The organism is Aurantibacter crassamenti (assembly GCF_016811105.1).
Lineage (GTDB): Bacteria > Bacteroidota > Bacteroidia > Flavobacteriales > Flavobacteriaceae > Aurantibacter_A > Aurantibacter_A crassamenti.
The window spans coordinates 2,193,746-2,210,615 of the sequence record NZ_JAFBGM010000001.1; the positions used below are offsets into that span (position 1 = coordinate 2,193,746).

Consider the following 16,870-nt stretch of genomic DNA (forward strand, 5'->3'; position numbering starts at 1 on the left):
GCGGATATTAAAATATAGAAATTAAGTAATAAGAATTTTTAAATAAGAATTTATGTTCAAACATCTTAGTTTAATATTATTTGCTCTTTTCATCTCAAGCAGTATGCATATGCTGTATGCTCAAAACAGTAAATCAAATAATCTCAAACAAGAATTTGCAAATCCTCCAATGAAAGCTTGGCCTAAAACCTATTGGTGGTGGATAAATGGAAATATTGATACAATTCGTATAAAAGAAGAGATTAATTCCATGAAAAAAGCTGGTCTTTCAGGTTTTGACATTTTTGAAATAGGCGTTCCAAATAGGGGGCCAGAAGATTCAAAAGTACCAGCTGGGGAGATTACTTTCATGGAGGATGATTTTCTTAGGGCGGTAAAAATAGCATTGGACGAAGCCAAGAAATTGGAAATGGAAGTAGGGTTAAATATGGCTAGTAGTTGGAATGCTGGAGGAACTTGGATTACTCCAGAGTACGCTGCAAAATCGATATATTTTTCGAAGATTAATTTTAATAAAAAGGGTGTAAAATTGCCATTTCCAAAGTTGGTAAGAACTATGGAAAAGGGAAAAATAATATTAGAAGAAGATCAACAGGAAATAAATATTAAACGAAACAAACAAGGTAAGCCTGTTTATTATAAGGAAATCGCAGTATTGGCGGTTCCAAAAAATTGTACCTCTAAAAAAGAAACGGTTGAAAAGGTAATTGATATTACTGCCTTTTTTGATCCAAAAACTGAACGCTTAAATTGGGAGGCACCTAGAGGGGAATATGAAATTTATCGCTATGTCTGTGCTAATTCGGGAGAAAATTTAAAATTACCTAGTAAAAATTCACACGGACCTATAATTGATCATTTTGATGCTGATGCAACAGCCTTTCATTTTAACTACATTATAAATAAGTTAAAAACCATTTTAGGTAATGATTTTTCAAATTCATCTTTAAAAAGCTTGTATTTAGCTAGTTACGAGGCTTTAGGTAATGTGTGGACAGAATTACTTCCTCAAAAGTTTAAATCGTTAAATGGTTACGAAATAAATAAATACTTACCAGTGCTTTTTAATGATCGCGATTTGGAAGGACCTTTTCCTGAAAATATCAAACGTGATTTTCAATATACACTTTCTGAGTTAATGATTGATAATTTCTACAGAAAAGCAAAGGAAATTTCAAATGCACATGGCCTTAAAATTAATTCAGAATCTGGTGGTCCAGGATTTCCACTTCATAATGTTCCTGTAGAACCATTAAAATCATTAGGAGTAATGGACCTCCCTAGAGGTGAGTATTGGATAAATCACACTCGTATGAATGATGAAGGAATAGATATACTTAGAGTAGTAAAAGAAGTCTCGTCTGCATCACATATTTATGGAAATGGAGTAGTAGAGGAAGAGGCTTTTACATCTTTTCAACATTGGCAGGAGGGTCCTTATGAAATGAAGCCTATGGGTGATAGAGCTTTTTGTGAGGGGATGAATAGGGTAGTTGTTCATGGTAGCACTCACAATCCCAGAGGGTCTGGTAACCCAGGATGGGTGTACCATGCTGGAACCCATTATAATGATAAACGAGTATGGTGGCCCAAGGTAAAGCCCTTTAACCAATATCTGTCAAGAATATCAAATGTGCTTCAAAAAACCGATTTCAAAGCAGATGTATTGTACTTCTATGGAAGTGCTGTTCCTAATTTTGCAGGTTCAAAAAATAGTCGATTTTATGCAGGGCCTGGTTACGATTACGAGGTAGTCAATAGCGAGATATTGATGAAAACTACTGTGGTAGATGGGCAGTTAATTTTGCCTACTGGAGCAAAATTTAAGGTCTTGGCATTAGCACCTGAACAAGAGATGATGCCAGAGATTCTGCTTAAGTTAAAACAGCTTGCCAAAATGGGCGCTAAAATTATTTCTGAGAAGCCCAAAAGTGTAATTAAGAGAAAGGCAATATTATCTCCAAAAGCTATCAATTCAGAAATTGATGCATTGTGGGTTGATTTAAGTAATACTACTTCTACTGCATTGACAATAAAAAATAAAGTTTTTAGTGGAATCTCTGTAGATCAATTACTAAAGTTAATGGATGTTTCCCCCGATTTTTCTTATGCTGATGACACATTCAATGTACTAGATTATATTCATTATTCGAAGAAAGATTCAGACTATTATTTTGTCCGCAATACAACTGACAAATGGGTTTCTAGGAATTGTACTTTTCGTCAAAAAGATAAAATTCCTGAAATCTGGGATCCTGTAACGGGTAATATTAATAGTGTATCTATATATGAGAATACTGAAAACGGAATTCGTTTGCCGTTGACGCTACCACCTTATGGTTCTGCTTTCATTGTTTTATCAAAAGGAAATTCTAAAGCTAGTTACTCTAGTATTTCATCACATGAGCAGGATCCACCTATTTTAAAGTATTCTAAAGAAGGAACTTTAATTATGACTCAAGGTGATTTTAATACTAAGGTTGGTGAAAAGAATATAGATATTTCCAACCGCATAAAAGAACAATCTTTGGTTGGAGCTTGGGAATTATTTTTTCCAAAAGTACAAGATGCACCAGAAAGAATAGTTTTACCAGATTTAATTCCTTGGTCCGAATCTGATGTGGAAGGCATAAAGTACTTCTCTGGAACCGCAAAGTACGTTAAAACTTTCCCCTATGAAATAAATTCGAGTACGGCTGATAACCAAAGAATATTTTTGGATTTAGGTGATTTGACTAATGTGGGGGAAGTGTGGTTAAATGGTCAGAATTTAGGTATCACTTGGACAAAACCTTTTCGTTTCGATGTTACTCAAGTGTTAAAAGCTGGAGAGAATTTATTAGAAATTGAAGTTTCAAATACGTGGTCAAATCGCCTAAAAGGTGATGCTGTAACAGGGAAGAATTTTACTAATACTAATATTAAAGCTACTAGTATAAATGGACTCAATAAAATCAAGGTTCCATGGAAGGATGTTCCGTTGTTGAGTTCAGGACTTAAGGGGCCAGTAAAATTAATATTTATGAACACTATAAAGTAATCCTAAATGAAATACAGGGCATTTAAGATGAAATTAAAACCAGGTTGCATAGTAGAATATAAAAAAAGACACGATCTAATATGGCCAGAATTAGTGGAGCAATTTAAAAAGCAGCGAATTAATTCATATCGTATCTGGGTAGATGAAGAGACACATGCATTATTTGCTTATCAAGAAATGCAGTGCGATTCAATTGAAAATCATCAAAACCTTGATTTGATGCAAAGATGGTGGGATTATATGGCTGATTTAATGGTGGTACACCCGAAAAACAATCCAGTTGTAACTCAATTAAAAGAGGTGTTTTGTATGGAAGAAATTTCAATATAGAATTAGGGCATTAATCTTGAATAAATAGATAATGAAAAATAGAAATTTTAATAATGTAGGTTCTGTTATCGTTTGGGTGCGGTTTTATAAAATAATAGTTTTTCTAGTACTATTTGTATGTGTAATAAGCCTATTTTCTTGTAATCAAAAGAGCAAAAAATCTGTTGCAAATAGCACCTATAATTTATTAAAAAATGGTTTTGAAAAACCGAATGATTCGGCACGTGCCAAAGTGTATTGGTGGTGGCTTAATGGACATGTGGACACTTTACGAATGTACACAGAACTAAGGGCTATTAAGCATGCAGGTTTGGCTGGAGTGGATATTTTTGATATTGGAGTGAGGCCTATTGGTAATCCTAATAATATGGTTCCTGCTGGTCCAAGTTTTATGGGAGAAGAGTCTTTAAAATCTTTAAAGTTTGCTTTAAATGAAGCCGAGAAATTAAATCTTGAAGTTGGAATAAGTTTATCTAGTAGCTGGAACGCAGGGGGAAATTGGGTAAATCCAAAACATGCAGCAAAGACTATATACTATTCCATGACCGAAATAAGGTCCGATAAATCAAGTAAAATATCACTCCCATTTCCTGTCATTTCTCCGGATAAGAATGGTAATCCAAGAATTATTGAGTACGCAAGAAACGGAAAACCCAAATACTATAATGAAATATCAGTAATTGCAGTTCCTTCGGAAGCTAGGGATATAATTGATACTACTGCAATTTTAAACCTTACTAAGTATTTCAATCCGAAAAATGAAATTCTTGATTGGGAACCTAAAGATGGTGACTGGGATGTTTATCGATTTATAAGTTCAAATTCAGGGGAACAATTAGCAGTGCCAAGTGATAATTCTAAAGGACCTATAATAGATCATTTTGATTCTGTAGCTACCCAAATGCATATTCAATATTTTATAGATAGATTAAAACCACTTGTGAATGATTTAAGTGATTCTGCGCTAAAATATTTGTATTTAGCTAGTTATGAGGCAAAGGAATTTGCATGGACTGAATCTTTTCCTCAAGGTTTTAAACACGTGAATGGTTACGATGTACATAAGTTTCTTCCAAGCCTTTTTGCTCCAGAGATTTTTGATTCGATATTACTTAAGAAATTTAATCATGATTATGCTGAGACTTTTTCCGAATTAATGATCAAAAACCATTATGGAAAAGCCAAAGAAATATGTAATCAATACGGCATAAAACTATGTTCTGAGTCGGGAGGCCCCGGTCATATGCACCATATTCCAGTCGAAACTTTGAAAGCTCTAGGGGCATTAGATGTACCCCGAGGTGAGTTTTGGTATGAACGGCCATATATGAATAAAGATAGCGTTGATATGGTGTGGCTAGTAAAGGAAATTGCGGCGGCTTCTCATATTTATAAAAAAGGATGGGTTGAAGAAGAAGCATTTACCAGTTATAAGGATTGGCAGGAGTCGCCTGCCTTGATGAAACCTTTTGCTGATCGAGCTTTTGCCGAGGGTATGAATAGGCTCGTAATTCATGGATTTACCCATAATCCTAGTGAGTATGGTTTTCCTGGAATAGCTTATTTGGCAGGTACCCATTATAATGATAAAAGGGTTTGGTGGCCAAAGGTAAAACCCTTTAATGATTATTTGGCCAGAGTATCTTCTGTACTACAGCATACCGATTTTGTTGCCGATGTATTGTATTATTATGGAGAAGAAATACCTAATCTGGTAATGCCAAAAAACACGCCATTTTCAATCGGAAAGGGATATGATTATGAGGTAATCAATACAGAAATTCTATTGAAGGAACTTACTGTTGAAAATGGAAAACTGGTACTTCCAGGTGTTGGGTCTTATAGCTTATTGTACATTTCTGATGATAAATTGAGCCCTCCAACCTTAAAAAAGTTAGAAGTATTGGCGAAAATGGGTGCTGTTATAGTAGGTGAAAAACCTTTGGATGTTATCGGTTTAGTAAATAAAAACACCTTAGAATCATTAAAAGCTAAAGTTAATAGTTTATGGGTAAATACAGTCAAGAATCAAGAAGATAGTAAAGGAATAATAGATGCAAAAAGTACGCCATTACAGGTTTTAAGGTCACTCGGAGTTATTCCAGATTTTGATTATTTAGACAATCATGTGGATCAGAGGAAAGCCCCTTTAGATTATATACATTATAAAAAGAAAGATGTTGATTTTTATTTTGTGCGAAATACTACTGACCAATGGGTTACTAGAAATTGCTCTTTCCGACAATTGGGCAAAGTACCTGAAATCTGGAATCCTGTATCTGGTGATGTCAATTCAATTTCCATTTACGACCAACAAAAAGATAGAATTACATTGCCTATTACATTTGCTCCTCATGATTCATATTTTATTGTTTTCAAGGATGGAAATGTTGATGCTCAATACAAAAGGATTTTTGAATCTGAAAATCTTCCAAAAATACACTATACAGAGGATGGCATTGTTTTTCTAGATAAAGGAAATTTTGCCTTGGAAAATTCAGACAATGATTTGATAGAAGTAGAGAACCACCCTAATATTACCAATTTATCTGGTAAGTGGAATGTAGAGTTTACAGAAAATTGGGGTGCACCTAAAACAGCTGTTTTTCCAGAACTAATTTCCTGGACGGAAGCTAAGAATGAGGGTATTAAATACTTCTCTGGTATTGCCAAGTACCATAATACATTTGAATTTAAAAAGTCAAAGGATAAAGGAAGAGTTTATTTGGATCTAGGTCAATTAGCTGAAATAGGTGAGGTATGGTTAAATGACAAATCATTGGGCATAACCTGGACTCAACCGCATCGATTTGATATCACTAATACTATTCTTGAGGGTGATAATAAGATTACCATAGAGGTGGCTAATACATGGTCCAATAGACTGACTGGTGATGCAGTTACTGGTGAATCTTTTACCCAAACTAATATAGTTAAAGCAAATAAAAATTTAATTCCATGGAAGGATGTACCATTAAAGGTTTCGGGTCTTTTAGGGCCTGTTACAATTAAAAGATATCGGACACACTTACATTAATGAAGTTTTATTTTTTAAAGATGAAATTTGATATATATCAAATAGTACTTTTTTTATGCTGCATGTTTCTAGTAACCAGCATAAATGTCAATGCCCAAATAAGGCCTGGAAAGATTTTTACTAATCATATGGTTTTGCAAAGGGACGTGGAAATTCCTGTTTGGGGGTTTGCAAACCCAGGTGAAATTATTACTGTTAGAATAAATTCCAAAGCGGTAACGACAGTAACCAATACATCAAACAAGTGGATGCTGAAGATTCCTTCAATGTCTGCAGGCGGGCCATATCAAATGAAGATTGAGTCGGATTCAGATACGATTATATTACGAGATATAATGATAGGGGAGGTTTGGTTTGCATCGGGTCAGTCTAATATGGAGCATCCAATGGGAGGTTGGCCATGGATTCCCCGTTCAGAAATTAAAAATTTTGAACAAGAGTTAAAAGACTCAGACTATCCACAGATACGGATGTTCAATGTACCTAAGTTACCATCTCCAGTTGAGTTGGATAATCTCAGAAGTGGTAATTGGGAACTTCCTTCGGAAAATACACTTCCTAATTTTTCCGCTACTGCATGGTTTTTTGCGAAGGAACTTTATAAATCTCTTAATGTGCCTATAGGCATTATACACAGTTCGTGGGGGGGTACGGCTATATCCCCGTGGATGGATAGGCAGAGTTTGCAGAGTTTTGAAAATTCCATAGTACTGCCCAAAATACCATTGGAATATAATGAAGATAAATGGGTAGCACAAGCTGATAATGCATGGAAACAGTATATTGCCTCAAGAATGATGGTAAGTAATTCTGGATTAGAACAAGCATCTAAATTTTCGAGTTCCATTAACGATGAAAAGCGTTGGGATTCAATTAATCACATTACAGGATTAGGGAGTATTTCAAAAAAATGGATTTGGTTAAGAAAGGAGATAGTGGTTTCTAATCCTGAGCAAAGTTCTAAGTGGTGTTTGTCATTGGGCTATTTGAATCGTCAGGCTCATGTTTATTTGAATGGTAAAGAGATTGATTATTTTTTATATCCAAAAAGAGTTCAGGCGGAATTTTCATCCAATCTACTTCAGAAAGGGAAAAATATCATACTAGTACGTATTGCACAACCTTGGGGAATACCAAAAGTTGAGGGTCAGGAATTTTATCTAAAAAGTTTAGATGGAATTCAGCAATTAAACCTATCCGAAAAGTGGCAAATTTTGTCACCAAAGGAAACTATTAATGATTTAGCAAAGGTTCATTCCGGATCAACTTCATATCTTTTTAATGGAATGGTAGCTCCAATAATACCTTATGCAATTCGAGGGTTTTTATGGCATCAAGGAAGTTCTGATGTGGGACGATCTGAATATTATAAAATGGCGTTTCCGGCTTTAATAAAAGGATGGAGGAATAGATGGAAAGTTGCCGATGCGCCATTTATTTTTGTACAATTACCAAATTACGAACCTTCGTGGCAAAATCCTGGTATATCCAATACTAGAGCTGCTTTACGTTTAGCACAGTCAAAAGCACTTAATCTACCAAACACCTCTATGGTTGTTTCATATGATATTGGTGACCCTTTTGATGTTCATCCAGCCAACAAACAAGATTTTGGCTATCGATTGGCGCTTCAGGCTCTTTCAAAAGTATATAAAAATAATGTGATAATAGAATCACCTAAGTATATGTCTCATCATGTAAACGGTGATACTTTTATAATACGATTTGATAAAGATATTAGCAATTTAAGACCATTTCCTAATGATAATTTATGTGGTTTCGAATTGACAGGATCGGATGGGGAATTTACAGAAGCAAGGGCTAAAATACGTAAGAATGAAATTTATTTAACAACTGAGAAGGTTGCGAGACCATTAGAAGCGCGATATGCATGGTTAGATAATCCCAATTGTTATCTATATTACTCGGAGGAAATACCAATGTCTCCTTTTTGGTTAAATCATTAAAAAGTACTTTATGACAAATTTTTATAAAAATTTTAAATACCCATTAGGAATACTATTATTAATACTTTTTATAGGTTGTAGTAGTCCTTCTAAAAAAACATCAAGCTTTGAAGCACTTCCAGATGATTCAGGAATCAAAAAATTTAATAATATAACCTTAGAGGCATCCTTAAAACCCTTTAAAAAGAAAGACAGAAAGTATTATAGTAAAGTTGCATATACAATGTATTCGCAATGGTCATCTTTGTTAAAGCATACTGATACAATATCAATTATGTTATGGACAGCAGATGGTTCAGAAATACTTGATTATAAAGGTGAAATGAATCAGCCGTTAGAATGGGCAAAATATATTGGTAATCCTAATACAAAGCATGAAGTAGGTTCTGGTCCAGAAGAACTTTCTATACATGAACGTGCATATGTATATATGGATGATGCCCCTGAATTTACCTATGGTGACCTAAAGGAAATTATAAAGGTTCTAAAAAGTGTAGGAGAAGAATTTACAAATAAAACTATCCGTGTGGGTGCCACTTTTGATCCAGGGCCCGAATTTGCGAAATCTCCATTTAAATATCAAAAACATCCAGAAATTGTTCAGGGAGGTGCAATGGGAGAAAAAACTTTTGTTTCCTCTTATGCCGTACTAAAAGCTGATTCGGAAGCTTATGCTGGATTTCCGGAAGGAATACCCGACAATACACCTTTTGGTACTTTTTTTGGAAGACAAAGCCAACATTTTTTAACCGACTTAGGTTATGACTATTTGTGGTTAAGTAATGGTTTCGGTTTTGGCATGGAACCATGGTCGTCAACAGGAACTATTTTTTCGGGATCAGGGTTTCAGGTTGAGAAATTAAAGGGTACTCAAAAGAAGATACTTGATTTTTGGAGGCTTTTTAGAGAAGAATGTCCAAAGTATCGCATTGAGACGCGTGGTACAAATATTGCCACGGGGGTAGATTTGGCTAAAGATGGGGTTGATCTTCGTGCTATTTATCATGGAGGTTTCAACATTTTACCACCGCCAAATTCACCTTGGGCTGCCTTGGATGGCGATTTTGGGTTAGAACTTATGGGTTATATGTCACGAATTGCTGATCTACCCGATAATCGTTATTTGTTTCGTTATTACACCCATGATCCTTGGTGGATGAACAGTCCATGGCTAGATAGATACGGTCGAGAACCTCATGATATCTATTTGCCAATGGCGGTAGCACGTATTGACAAAGAAGGGCATATGGCATTGCCAACACATCTTAACTTTTTAACCATTGACGATTCTTTTGGTAATATGCCTGACAAAGTACCCAATGAAGTCATACCGCATATTCTTGATGCTCGTGAGGATGCACCAACTAAACCTGGACCCCTCGTATGGGTATATCCATTTGATGAATATCATGATTGGGCTAAAAATCAATCGAATCGATTATCTGAAATGTACTATGGTGATTGGTTTATTAGACAAGCCATAAATAGCGGGCTTCCTCTAAATACGGTTATAACTGCTACTAACTTAGTTAAGGTTAATGAAAGTAAACCTGATCTTTTTAATGAATCTATATTATTGTCAATAATTCCTGATAAAGGTAGTTTAGCTGAAAAATTTTGGATAGAATACATACGCAATGGAGGAAAGGCAATATTTTATGGACCTTCCGATTTTGCAAGTATCGAATTTAAGCAGTTGCTTAACTTAGAAAGTGTAACTCCTCTTGAAGGTGATTTTCGAATAGTAAAGTCATACAATCAAGATGAACTTAATTCTCCCTATCCATTAAAAATTAATCATGCATCCCTATTTTCAGGAGGAGGTGTAGGTACCAAGGTTGCTAAGCCCTCGGACCCATTTACAAACCTATTGGTGTCGTATAGACAAGAAAATCAATCCCGTGATGTGGTATGGATACGCAAAGATCCTAGTTGGAATGGGGGTTCCTTAGCATATGTAAGAGGTACAAATTCATCTCATTTTGAAGGAGGTCGATTATTAAGGGCAGATGATCCGAATACGTATTTTGTTGGCCCAAAAATGTTAAGGGATGTTATGGCACAATTTGATTATTCAATACAAATAAAGAAAGAGCATCCAGGTATTAAAGACCCTATGCTTTGTATTGCTAGAAACGATAATGCCTATTACTTTTCAGGGTACAGTCCAAATACTACGGTGAAACAAGCTTTTAAATTCCCGCAGGGTGCCCCACTAATGTTGGGTTATGATACAAGATTGGATAAAGGACATGCAACATATACTTTCCCTACTTCTTGGCATAGAGAATGCCGAGTTTTTGTAAAACAAGAAACAGGTGTAGTTTCTTGCAAAGAAATGACAACTGAACAACTAGGTATCACGAGAAGGTTAAAAGTTACCGGATTAAAAAATGCTACGGTTAGGGTGTACCCAGATAAACGAATTGATAAAAATAAAATAAATTTTTATAATAATGCCCATTATCCATGGCGTGAAGGAAGTATTGAATTTAAAGAAGGAGATCCTGCTTTTGGTGAGTATTTTGAGGTAAACGACGTTAGTGGTGAAATGGTAGTATCTTGGGAATAGTATTTGTCAACGCTTTTAAAATGAATAAGTTGAATTATAAAATGATTAGGGCCGACTTTTCAGGGCACCGGATCATAGCCTTTTCCGCCCCATGGGTGACAACTAAATATTCGTTTTAATGCTAACCATCCACCTTTGAACAAGCCATGTTTTTTTAAGGCCTCAAGCGTGTATTGTGAGCAGGTAGGGGAGTAGCGACAAGTTGCTGGAGTGTAGGGTGAAATAGCATACTGATAGAACTTAACAAGAAAAATAAAAGGTGCTATCAGTATTTTTTTCATTTGTATAAAACTACTTTCAATAAATGTATAACTAATTTAAATGCACATTTGAATTGCGTTTTAATCGCACTTAAAATTGTAATTCAAATTACAAAATGCTAAACGAAGTGCCTTCTTTACTATCTTTTAGTTGAATACCGAGTTCGATTAATTGATCTCGTATTTTGTCAGACGTAGCAAAATCCTTATTTGCTCTGGCTTCATCACGTAATTCAATTAAAAGTTCAACTACACCAGATAACTTATCAGAATTAGCATTTGTGTCTTGATTACTTTCAAGGCCTATTACATCAAAAACAAAAGCTAACATTGTTTTTTGCAAAAGCTTTTTATCGTCAAGGGAAATACTTTCTCTACCTTCTTTAATTGAATTAATATGTTTTACAGCATCAAATAATTGCGCAATTAAAATAGGTGTGTTGAAATCATCATTCATGGCGTCATAACATTTCTGCTGCCATGCCTGTACGTCAAAATCAGATGTTTTTCCTGTTGGAAGGTTGTCAATTGCATCAACTGCATCCATTAATTTAAAATATCCTTTTTCAGAAGCTAATAATGCGTCATTACTCAAATCAAGAATACTGGTATAATGCGCTTGCATCATAAAAAATCGAACAACAGAAGGAGCAAAAGCTTTACTCAAAATACTGTTTTCGCCTGTAAAAATTTCGCCAGGTAATATGTTATTACCTGTTGATTTAGCCATCTTTTTACCGTTCATGGTAAGCATGTTAGCATGTAGCCAATACTTAACAGGAGAATGACCATTACAGGCTTCAGCCTGCGCAATTTCACATTCGTGATGCGGAAATTTCAAATCCATTCCGCCACCGTGAATATCAAAAGTTTCACCGAGGTATTTGGTGCTCATTGCTGTACACTCTAAATGCCAGCCAGGGAAACCATCACCCCAAGGTGAAGGCCAACGCATAATGTGTTGCGGTTCTGCTTTTTTCCACAAGGCAAAATCTTGTGGGCTTTTTTTATCATCTTGTGCCGTAAGCTCACGCGTATTGGCAATCATGTCTTCTAATTTACGACCACTCAATTTACCATACTCGTGGGTTTCATTGAATTTTTTCACATCAAAATATACCGAGCCATTTGTCTCGTAGGCATATCCTTTTTCAAGAATGTCTTTGATGATTTCTATTTGTTCAATAATGTGCCCAGTTGCAGTAGGTTCAATACTTGGTGGTAAGAAATTAAATCTTTCAAGTATGTTGTGAAAATCAACGGTGTAGCGTTGAACAACCTCCATGGGTTCAATTTTCTCTAAGCGTGCTTTTTTAGCAATTTTATCTTCGCCGTCTTCAGCATCATCAACCAAGTGGCCTGCATCAGTAATATTTCTCACATAGCGCACTTTGTACCCTAAATGCTTAAGATATCTGAAAATCATATCAAAAGACATGAAAGTTCTACAATTGCCTAAATGCACGTTGCTGTATACCGTGGGGCCGCATACATACATGCCAATGTGGCCTTCGCTTAAAGGTTTAAAGATTTCTTTTTTTCCGGAAAGTGAATTGTAAATTTTTAACGATTGCTCTTCGTATAAATTCATTTTATCTTGAACAATTAGTAGTTTGTTTCTAGGTTGATATAGTCTAAGAATTCTCGTCTTGTACTTTCTTCTTTAAACTTACCGCCATATTCAGCAGTAACGGTACTGCTATCAATATCTCGAATTCCACGTGAATTTACACATAAATGTTTGGCATCAATAACACATGCAACATCTTCTGTGTTTAATACTTTTTGTAATTCTTTTACAATTTGAATATTTAGACGCTCTTGAACTTGTGGTCTTTTTGCAAAATAATCTACAACGCGGTTCATTTTTGAAAGGCCTACCACTGTACCGTTAGATATATATGCGATATGCGCTTTGCCAACAATAGGGAGTAAATGATGTTCGCAAGTAGAATACAGAGTGATGTTTTTTTCAACCAACATCTCGCCATATTTGTATTTGTTGTCAAACGTAGAAGATTTTGGTTTTCTTTTTGGGTCGAGCCCACCAAATATTTCCTTTACAAACATTTTTGCAACCCTATTCGGTGTGCCTTGCAAGCTATCATCATCTAAGTCTAAACCTAGCGTTAGCATCACTTCACGAATATTTTCGCGAATTCTTTCTATTTTTTCATCATCTGTTAAAACAAATGCATCTGCACGCAATGGCGTGTCTTCTGATGAGGAAACATGATCATCTCCTATTTCTTCAAATTGCTCTTTCAATGTATTGTCAATTTTCATCCAACAAGGGCTTAAACGAAACGCAAAGATATGTATAATATGGAACTTTATGCCTTGTTTTAAAGCTAAGACAACTTAAATCGATGTTAACTATTTTTAATTATGTTCATATTATTCCTCTTTAAAAATATGAGTTGGTAGTGAAAAGTGTCTGTCTGAATACCATTGCTCATAAGATTGTTTTCTCATTTTATGGATATGGTTAAAAATCAATAACAAAAAAATATATCTTCTTATGTATTGTGGCATATTGGCTTATCGATAAACTGTAATGTTTTTCCGTCGAATACATACTAAATCCCCCTCATAAGAGTTATTACTTATGATTGCAGTTACACCAATAGCCCCACTTATGCGTATACTTGTCATTGCCCTATTCGCGTGTCTATTCTTTACTTTTAGTATTAGCGCTCAAAGCTCACCTAATTCTCCAGATTGCCGAAGTGCAATACCTGTATGTGCCGATGCACCTATTATGGGTATGGCAGATGGTGGTGGAGATATTGATGATTTTGATCCTGAAGTTATAACTGAAACAGGTTGTTTAGAAAAAGGAAGTCTTAGCAACGCTAATATTGAGCACAATACATCTTGGTATGTTTTTCGTGCCGGAACAGGTGGTCAAGTTGGTTTTGATATTGAATCAATAGCTTTAAGTGGTGGTACTTCAGCAGCAGAATGGGATTTTGCAGTTTACGGACCCGATGTTGATTGCGGCGATATCAGCAGTGGTACAGCAATACCCATTAGATGTAATTATGAAGTAAACAATACCAATTTTACGGGTATAGGTGTAAATCCTGAAAATGGGCAAGCAGGAGCGCCAAGTATACCACAAAGTCAAAATACATATGACGAGTGGCTTGATGTAGAAGCGGGTGAAATCTATTATATTCTTATTAATAATTTCAACACAAACTTTGATGATGAACCAGAACATTTTATGTTGACGTTCACAGGAAGTTCTGTTGAGGCAGATTCGAATAGTGCTTTAGACTGTACTCTTCGGGATGAATTTTTGGGCTTAGATATAGTAGCATGCGAAGGTGATCCAGATATAACTTTAAGTGCATTAAACTCACCAGCCGGAGCTGATATTTCTAATGTAGAATGGACGGTTGACTATGACGACGATGGAACAATTGATGATACATTAACGGGAACAGGTGCTTTTGGAGCTGAATATGTAGTTACTAGTCCAAATACAGGTAGATATTTTGCTGAAATAACTACAGCTTCTGGCACACCACCAACAGTAGCAGACGATGGAGGTATTTTGATAACCTTTCACGGTGAACCAATTCTTGATGAAGTACGTGTTATTGATGATTTAATTACAAGCGATATTCATGATGTATATAGTGTAGAATTTATTGTTGCTGGTAATAGTGATTACGAATATGCCATTAATGATGGAGAGTTTCAAGATGAGCCAATTTTCAATGACATACCTCCAGGAATAAACACGGTAATTATTAATGACAAGAATGGTTGTGGTATTACAGAACCTATTGAATTTTTAATTGTTGGATATCCTAAGTTCTTTACGCCAAATAGTGATGGGGTGAATGATACTTGGAATGTAAAAGGAATTGAGATGTTGACAAATCCTTCAGTATATATTTTTGATCGATATGGCAAGCTTCTAGAACAATTGGCTGTGAATGCTAATTGGGATGGCACTTATAACGGTGCCCGTATGCCGTCATCAGATTATTGGTTTAGATTAGAATATGATCGCTCAGATGACGCTGTGATTGTTGCAAAAACAGTTCAGGCTCATTTTACATTAAAACGATAAACTAAAAAGGGCCAGTTCATACTGGCCCTTTTTAATTTATGTACTACTATTTTTAAAAGTTAACAGTGTACCCCACAGTTACATTTGTATTTATCTTGTTAAGAATGGCTGGTGTTGTAATACCAGTATCAAAAAGAGATTCACTTACTTCTTGCTCGGTACGATTAAGAGAAAGGTCTAATCTGCTTTTTCTGAAATTTATTCCAAGTCCACCTGAATAACCATTTAAATCACCAATAGTTCTGCCATCAGCAAACGGACTCTGCTCATAACGGTATCCTGCACGCAGACTGAATCTTTGAATACGATATTCTCCGCCCAATCGAATTGAAGAGACTTGGCTAAGATTGTTTCCAATATCGTTATTAACTGTGGCAAAGTTAGGGTCTGATGTAGGTTTTATTTTTGCACTTGATAAATCTTGGTAGCCGTAGTCAAGGCTTAAAAGGCCATTTTTTCCGAAAATAAATGCGAGACTTCCGGTAAGTTTACCTGGTGTTTTAACATTGTAGGCTTCAAAAAGATTAACAATATCATAATTTATAAAGTTGATATCAGAAACTGCATCTGTTGAATTTATTTTCTGCGCAAAATCATCAGTTAATCGATACCAAGTTGGTGATTGGTAACTAGCACCAAGTCGAATTAAATCGTTCAATTTGCCTATAGCACCTATGCTAAATGAAAAACCATTTCCTTCAGTGTGTAAAAAATTATCAAAGGTGGTAAATTGAGTTGGTGAACCAGCATCGTATCCATCTTCAGTGAATTCATCATAACGATTATAAAGAATGGTGTGAAAATTTAAAGATGCACCTATGTAAAGGTTCTCTCCGTATTGAGTTGCACCATTAACTACGAATTTACTATTATAACCAGAGGTTTGTCGTACAAGCTCTTGATTAACAGAGGTGTAATTTGAATTACTCGTATATGCAGTATTGTTGTCATCAGTTTCGTCAACCGGATTAATAATTCCTCCATAATATCCTAAAAAAGCTTGTTGGTCAGCATAACTTTGTTGTGCACCAATATCTAAATAAGCATCTTCTAGGTATTCATTTTCTCTTAAAAGTATTGAGCCAAATGGAGCACCTTGAGCAAAATCTAAGAAATAATTATCTATACCTTCTGAGCTATTACCTGCTATGAAAATTTCATTATCATAATTTTCAGCAAGATCGTAGTTAACCGCTAAGGTTAATTTTCTCCATGGAGATTCGCTATTGGTTTTAAAAACAATAACTCCACCTATTTGATTAAATTCTAGCGAGTTTAATTTAGTGCTAGCAAATCCGTTAAAATATGTAGCCTCATTATTTCTATTATAATTTGTGCCTGAAAAACCAAATAGGCTGTTGTTAAAGACTGCGGCTCCTGCAGGGTTTACATTTAATGCAGACAAATCGCCGCCTAAGGCGCCAAATGCTCCACTCATACTTTGAAACCGTGCTGAACCTTGTAGGTTCTCAGAGCTATATCTTAAAACATCATTTAAGTTTTGAGCGCTGCCAATTGCACATAACATTATTGCGATGAAAGTCAAATATCTTTTCATTGGGTATTATTTAAAAAAC

The 16,870-nt window shown here is 35.3% G+C and carries 10 protein-coding genes; 6 read left to right on the top strand and 4 right to left on the bottom strand.

Annotated elements, in window-relative coordinates; genetic code table 11:
* Positions 1-52: 52 nt before the first annotated feature.
* The 5 genes from JQC67_RS08935 to JQC67_RS08955 all read left to right on the top strand — a co-directional run bounded on the left by JQC67_RS08935 (position 53) and on the right by JQC67_RS08955 (position 10,946).
* Positions 53-3,040 carry a glycosyl hydrolase gene (locus JQC67_RS08935; protein WP_203252470.1) on the top strand — a complete coding sequence of 996 codons (2,988 nt, stop codon included), beginning with the start codon at positions 53-55 and terminating at the stop codon, positions 3,038-3,040.
* A gap of 6 nt (positions 3,041-3,046) precedes the next feature.
* A complete protein-coding gene (locus tag JQC67_RS08940; protein WP_203252471.1) occupies positions 3,047-3,370 on the top strand; it encodes an L-rhamnose mutarotase in 324 nt (107 codons plus the stop codon).
* 31 nt (positions 3,371-3,401) lie between these two features.
* A complete protein-coding gene (locus JQC67_RS08945; protein ID WP_203252472.1) occupies positions 3,402-6,407 on the top strand; it encodes a glycosyl hydrolase in 3,006 nt (1,001 codons plus the stop codon).
* 134 nt (positions 6,408-6,541) lie between these two features.
* Positions 6,542-8,374 carry a sialate O-acetylesterase gene (locus tag JQC67_RS08950; protein ID WP_203252473.1) on the top strand — a complete coding sequence of 611 codons (1,833 nt, stop codon included), beginning with the start codon at positions 6,542-6,544 and terminating at the stop codon, positions 8,372-8,374.
* A gap of 10 nt (positions 8,375-8,384) precedes the next feature.
* Positions 8,385-10,946, top strand: a complete 2,562-nt coding sequence (locus JQC67_RS08955) for a hypothetical protein (RefSeq protein WP_203252474.1) — start codon at positions 8,385-8,387, stop codon at positions 10,944-10,946.
* 59 nt (positions 10,947-11,005) lie between these two features.
* On the opposite strand, the gene yidD is transcribed toward JQC67_RS08955, so the two are convergent.
* From yidD to folE, 3 genes are all read right to left on the bottom strand, one after another.
* Positions 11,006-11,227, bottom strand: a complete 222-nt coding sequence (gene yidD / locus JQC67_RS08960; RefSeq protein ID WP_203252475.1) for a membrane protein insertion efficiency factor YidD — start codon at positions 11,225-11,227, stop codon at positions 11,006-11,008.
* Between the two features lie 88 nt (positions 11,228-11,315).
* On the bottom strand, positions 11,316-12,797 hold the full coding sequence (gene cysS / locus JQC67_RS08965; RefSeq protein WP_203252476.1) for a cysteine--tRNA ligase: 1,482 nt from the start codon (positions 12,795-12,797) through the stop codon (positions 11,316-11,318).
* Between the two features lie 14 nt (positions 12,798-12,811).
* Positions 12,812-13,492, bottom strand: a complete 681-nt coding sequence (folE, locus tag JQC67_RS08970; protein WP_203252477.1) for a GTP cyclohydrolase I FolE — start codon at positions 13,490-13,492, stop codon at positions 12,812-12,814.
* Positions 13,493-13,814: 322 nt separating this feature from the next.
* On the opposite strand from folE, the gene JQC67_RS08975 reads away from it, so the two are divergent.
* Positions 13,815-15,293, top strand: coding sequence for a T9SS type B sorting domain-containing protein (locus JQC67_RS08975; protein ID WP_317198365.1), 1,479 nt, complete (start codon positions 13,815-13,817; stop codon positions 15,291-15,293).
* A gap of 52 nt (positions 15,294-15,345) precedes the next feature.
* Here JQC67_RS08975 and JQC67_RS08980 read toward each other — a convergent pair whose 3' ends face one another.
* Entirely contained in the window at positions 15,346-16,851 is a 1,506-nt protein-coding gene (locus JQC67_RS08980; RefSeq protein ID WP_203252478.1) for an OmpP1/FadL family transporter, read from the bottom strand.
* Positions 16,852-16,870 lie beyond the last annotated feature (19 nt).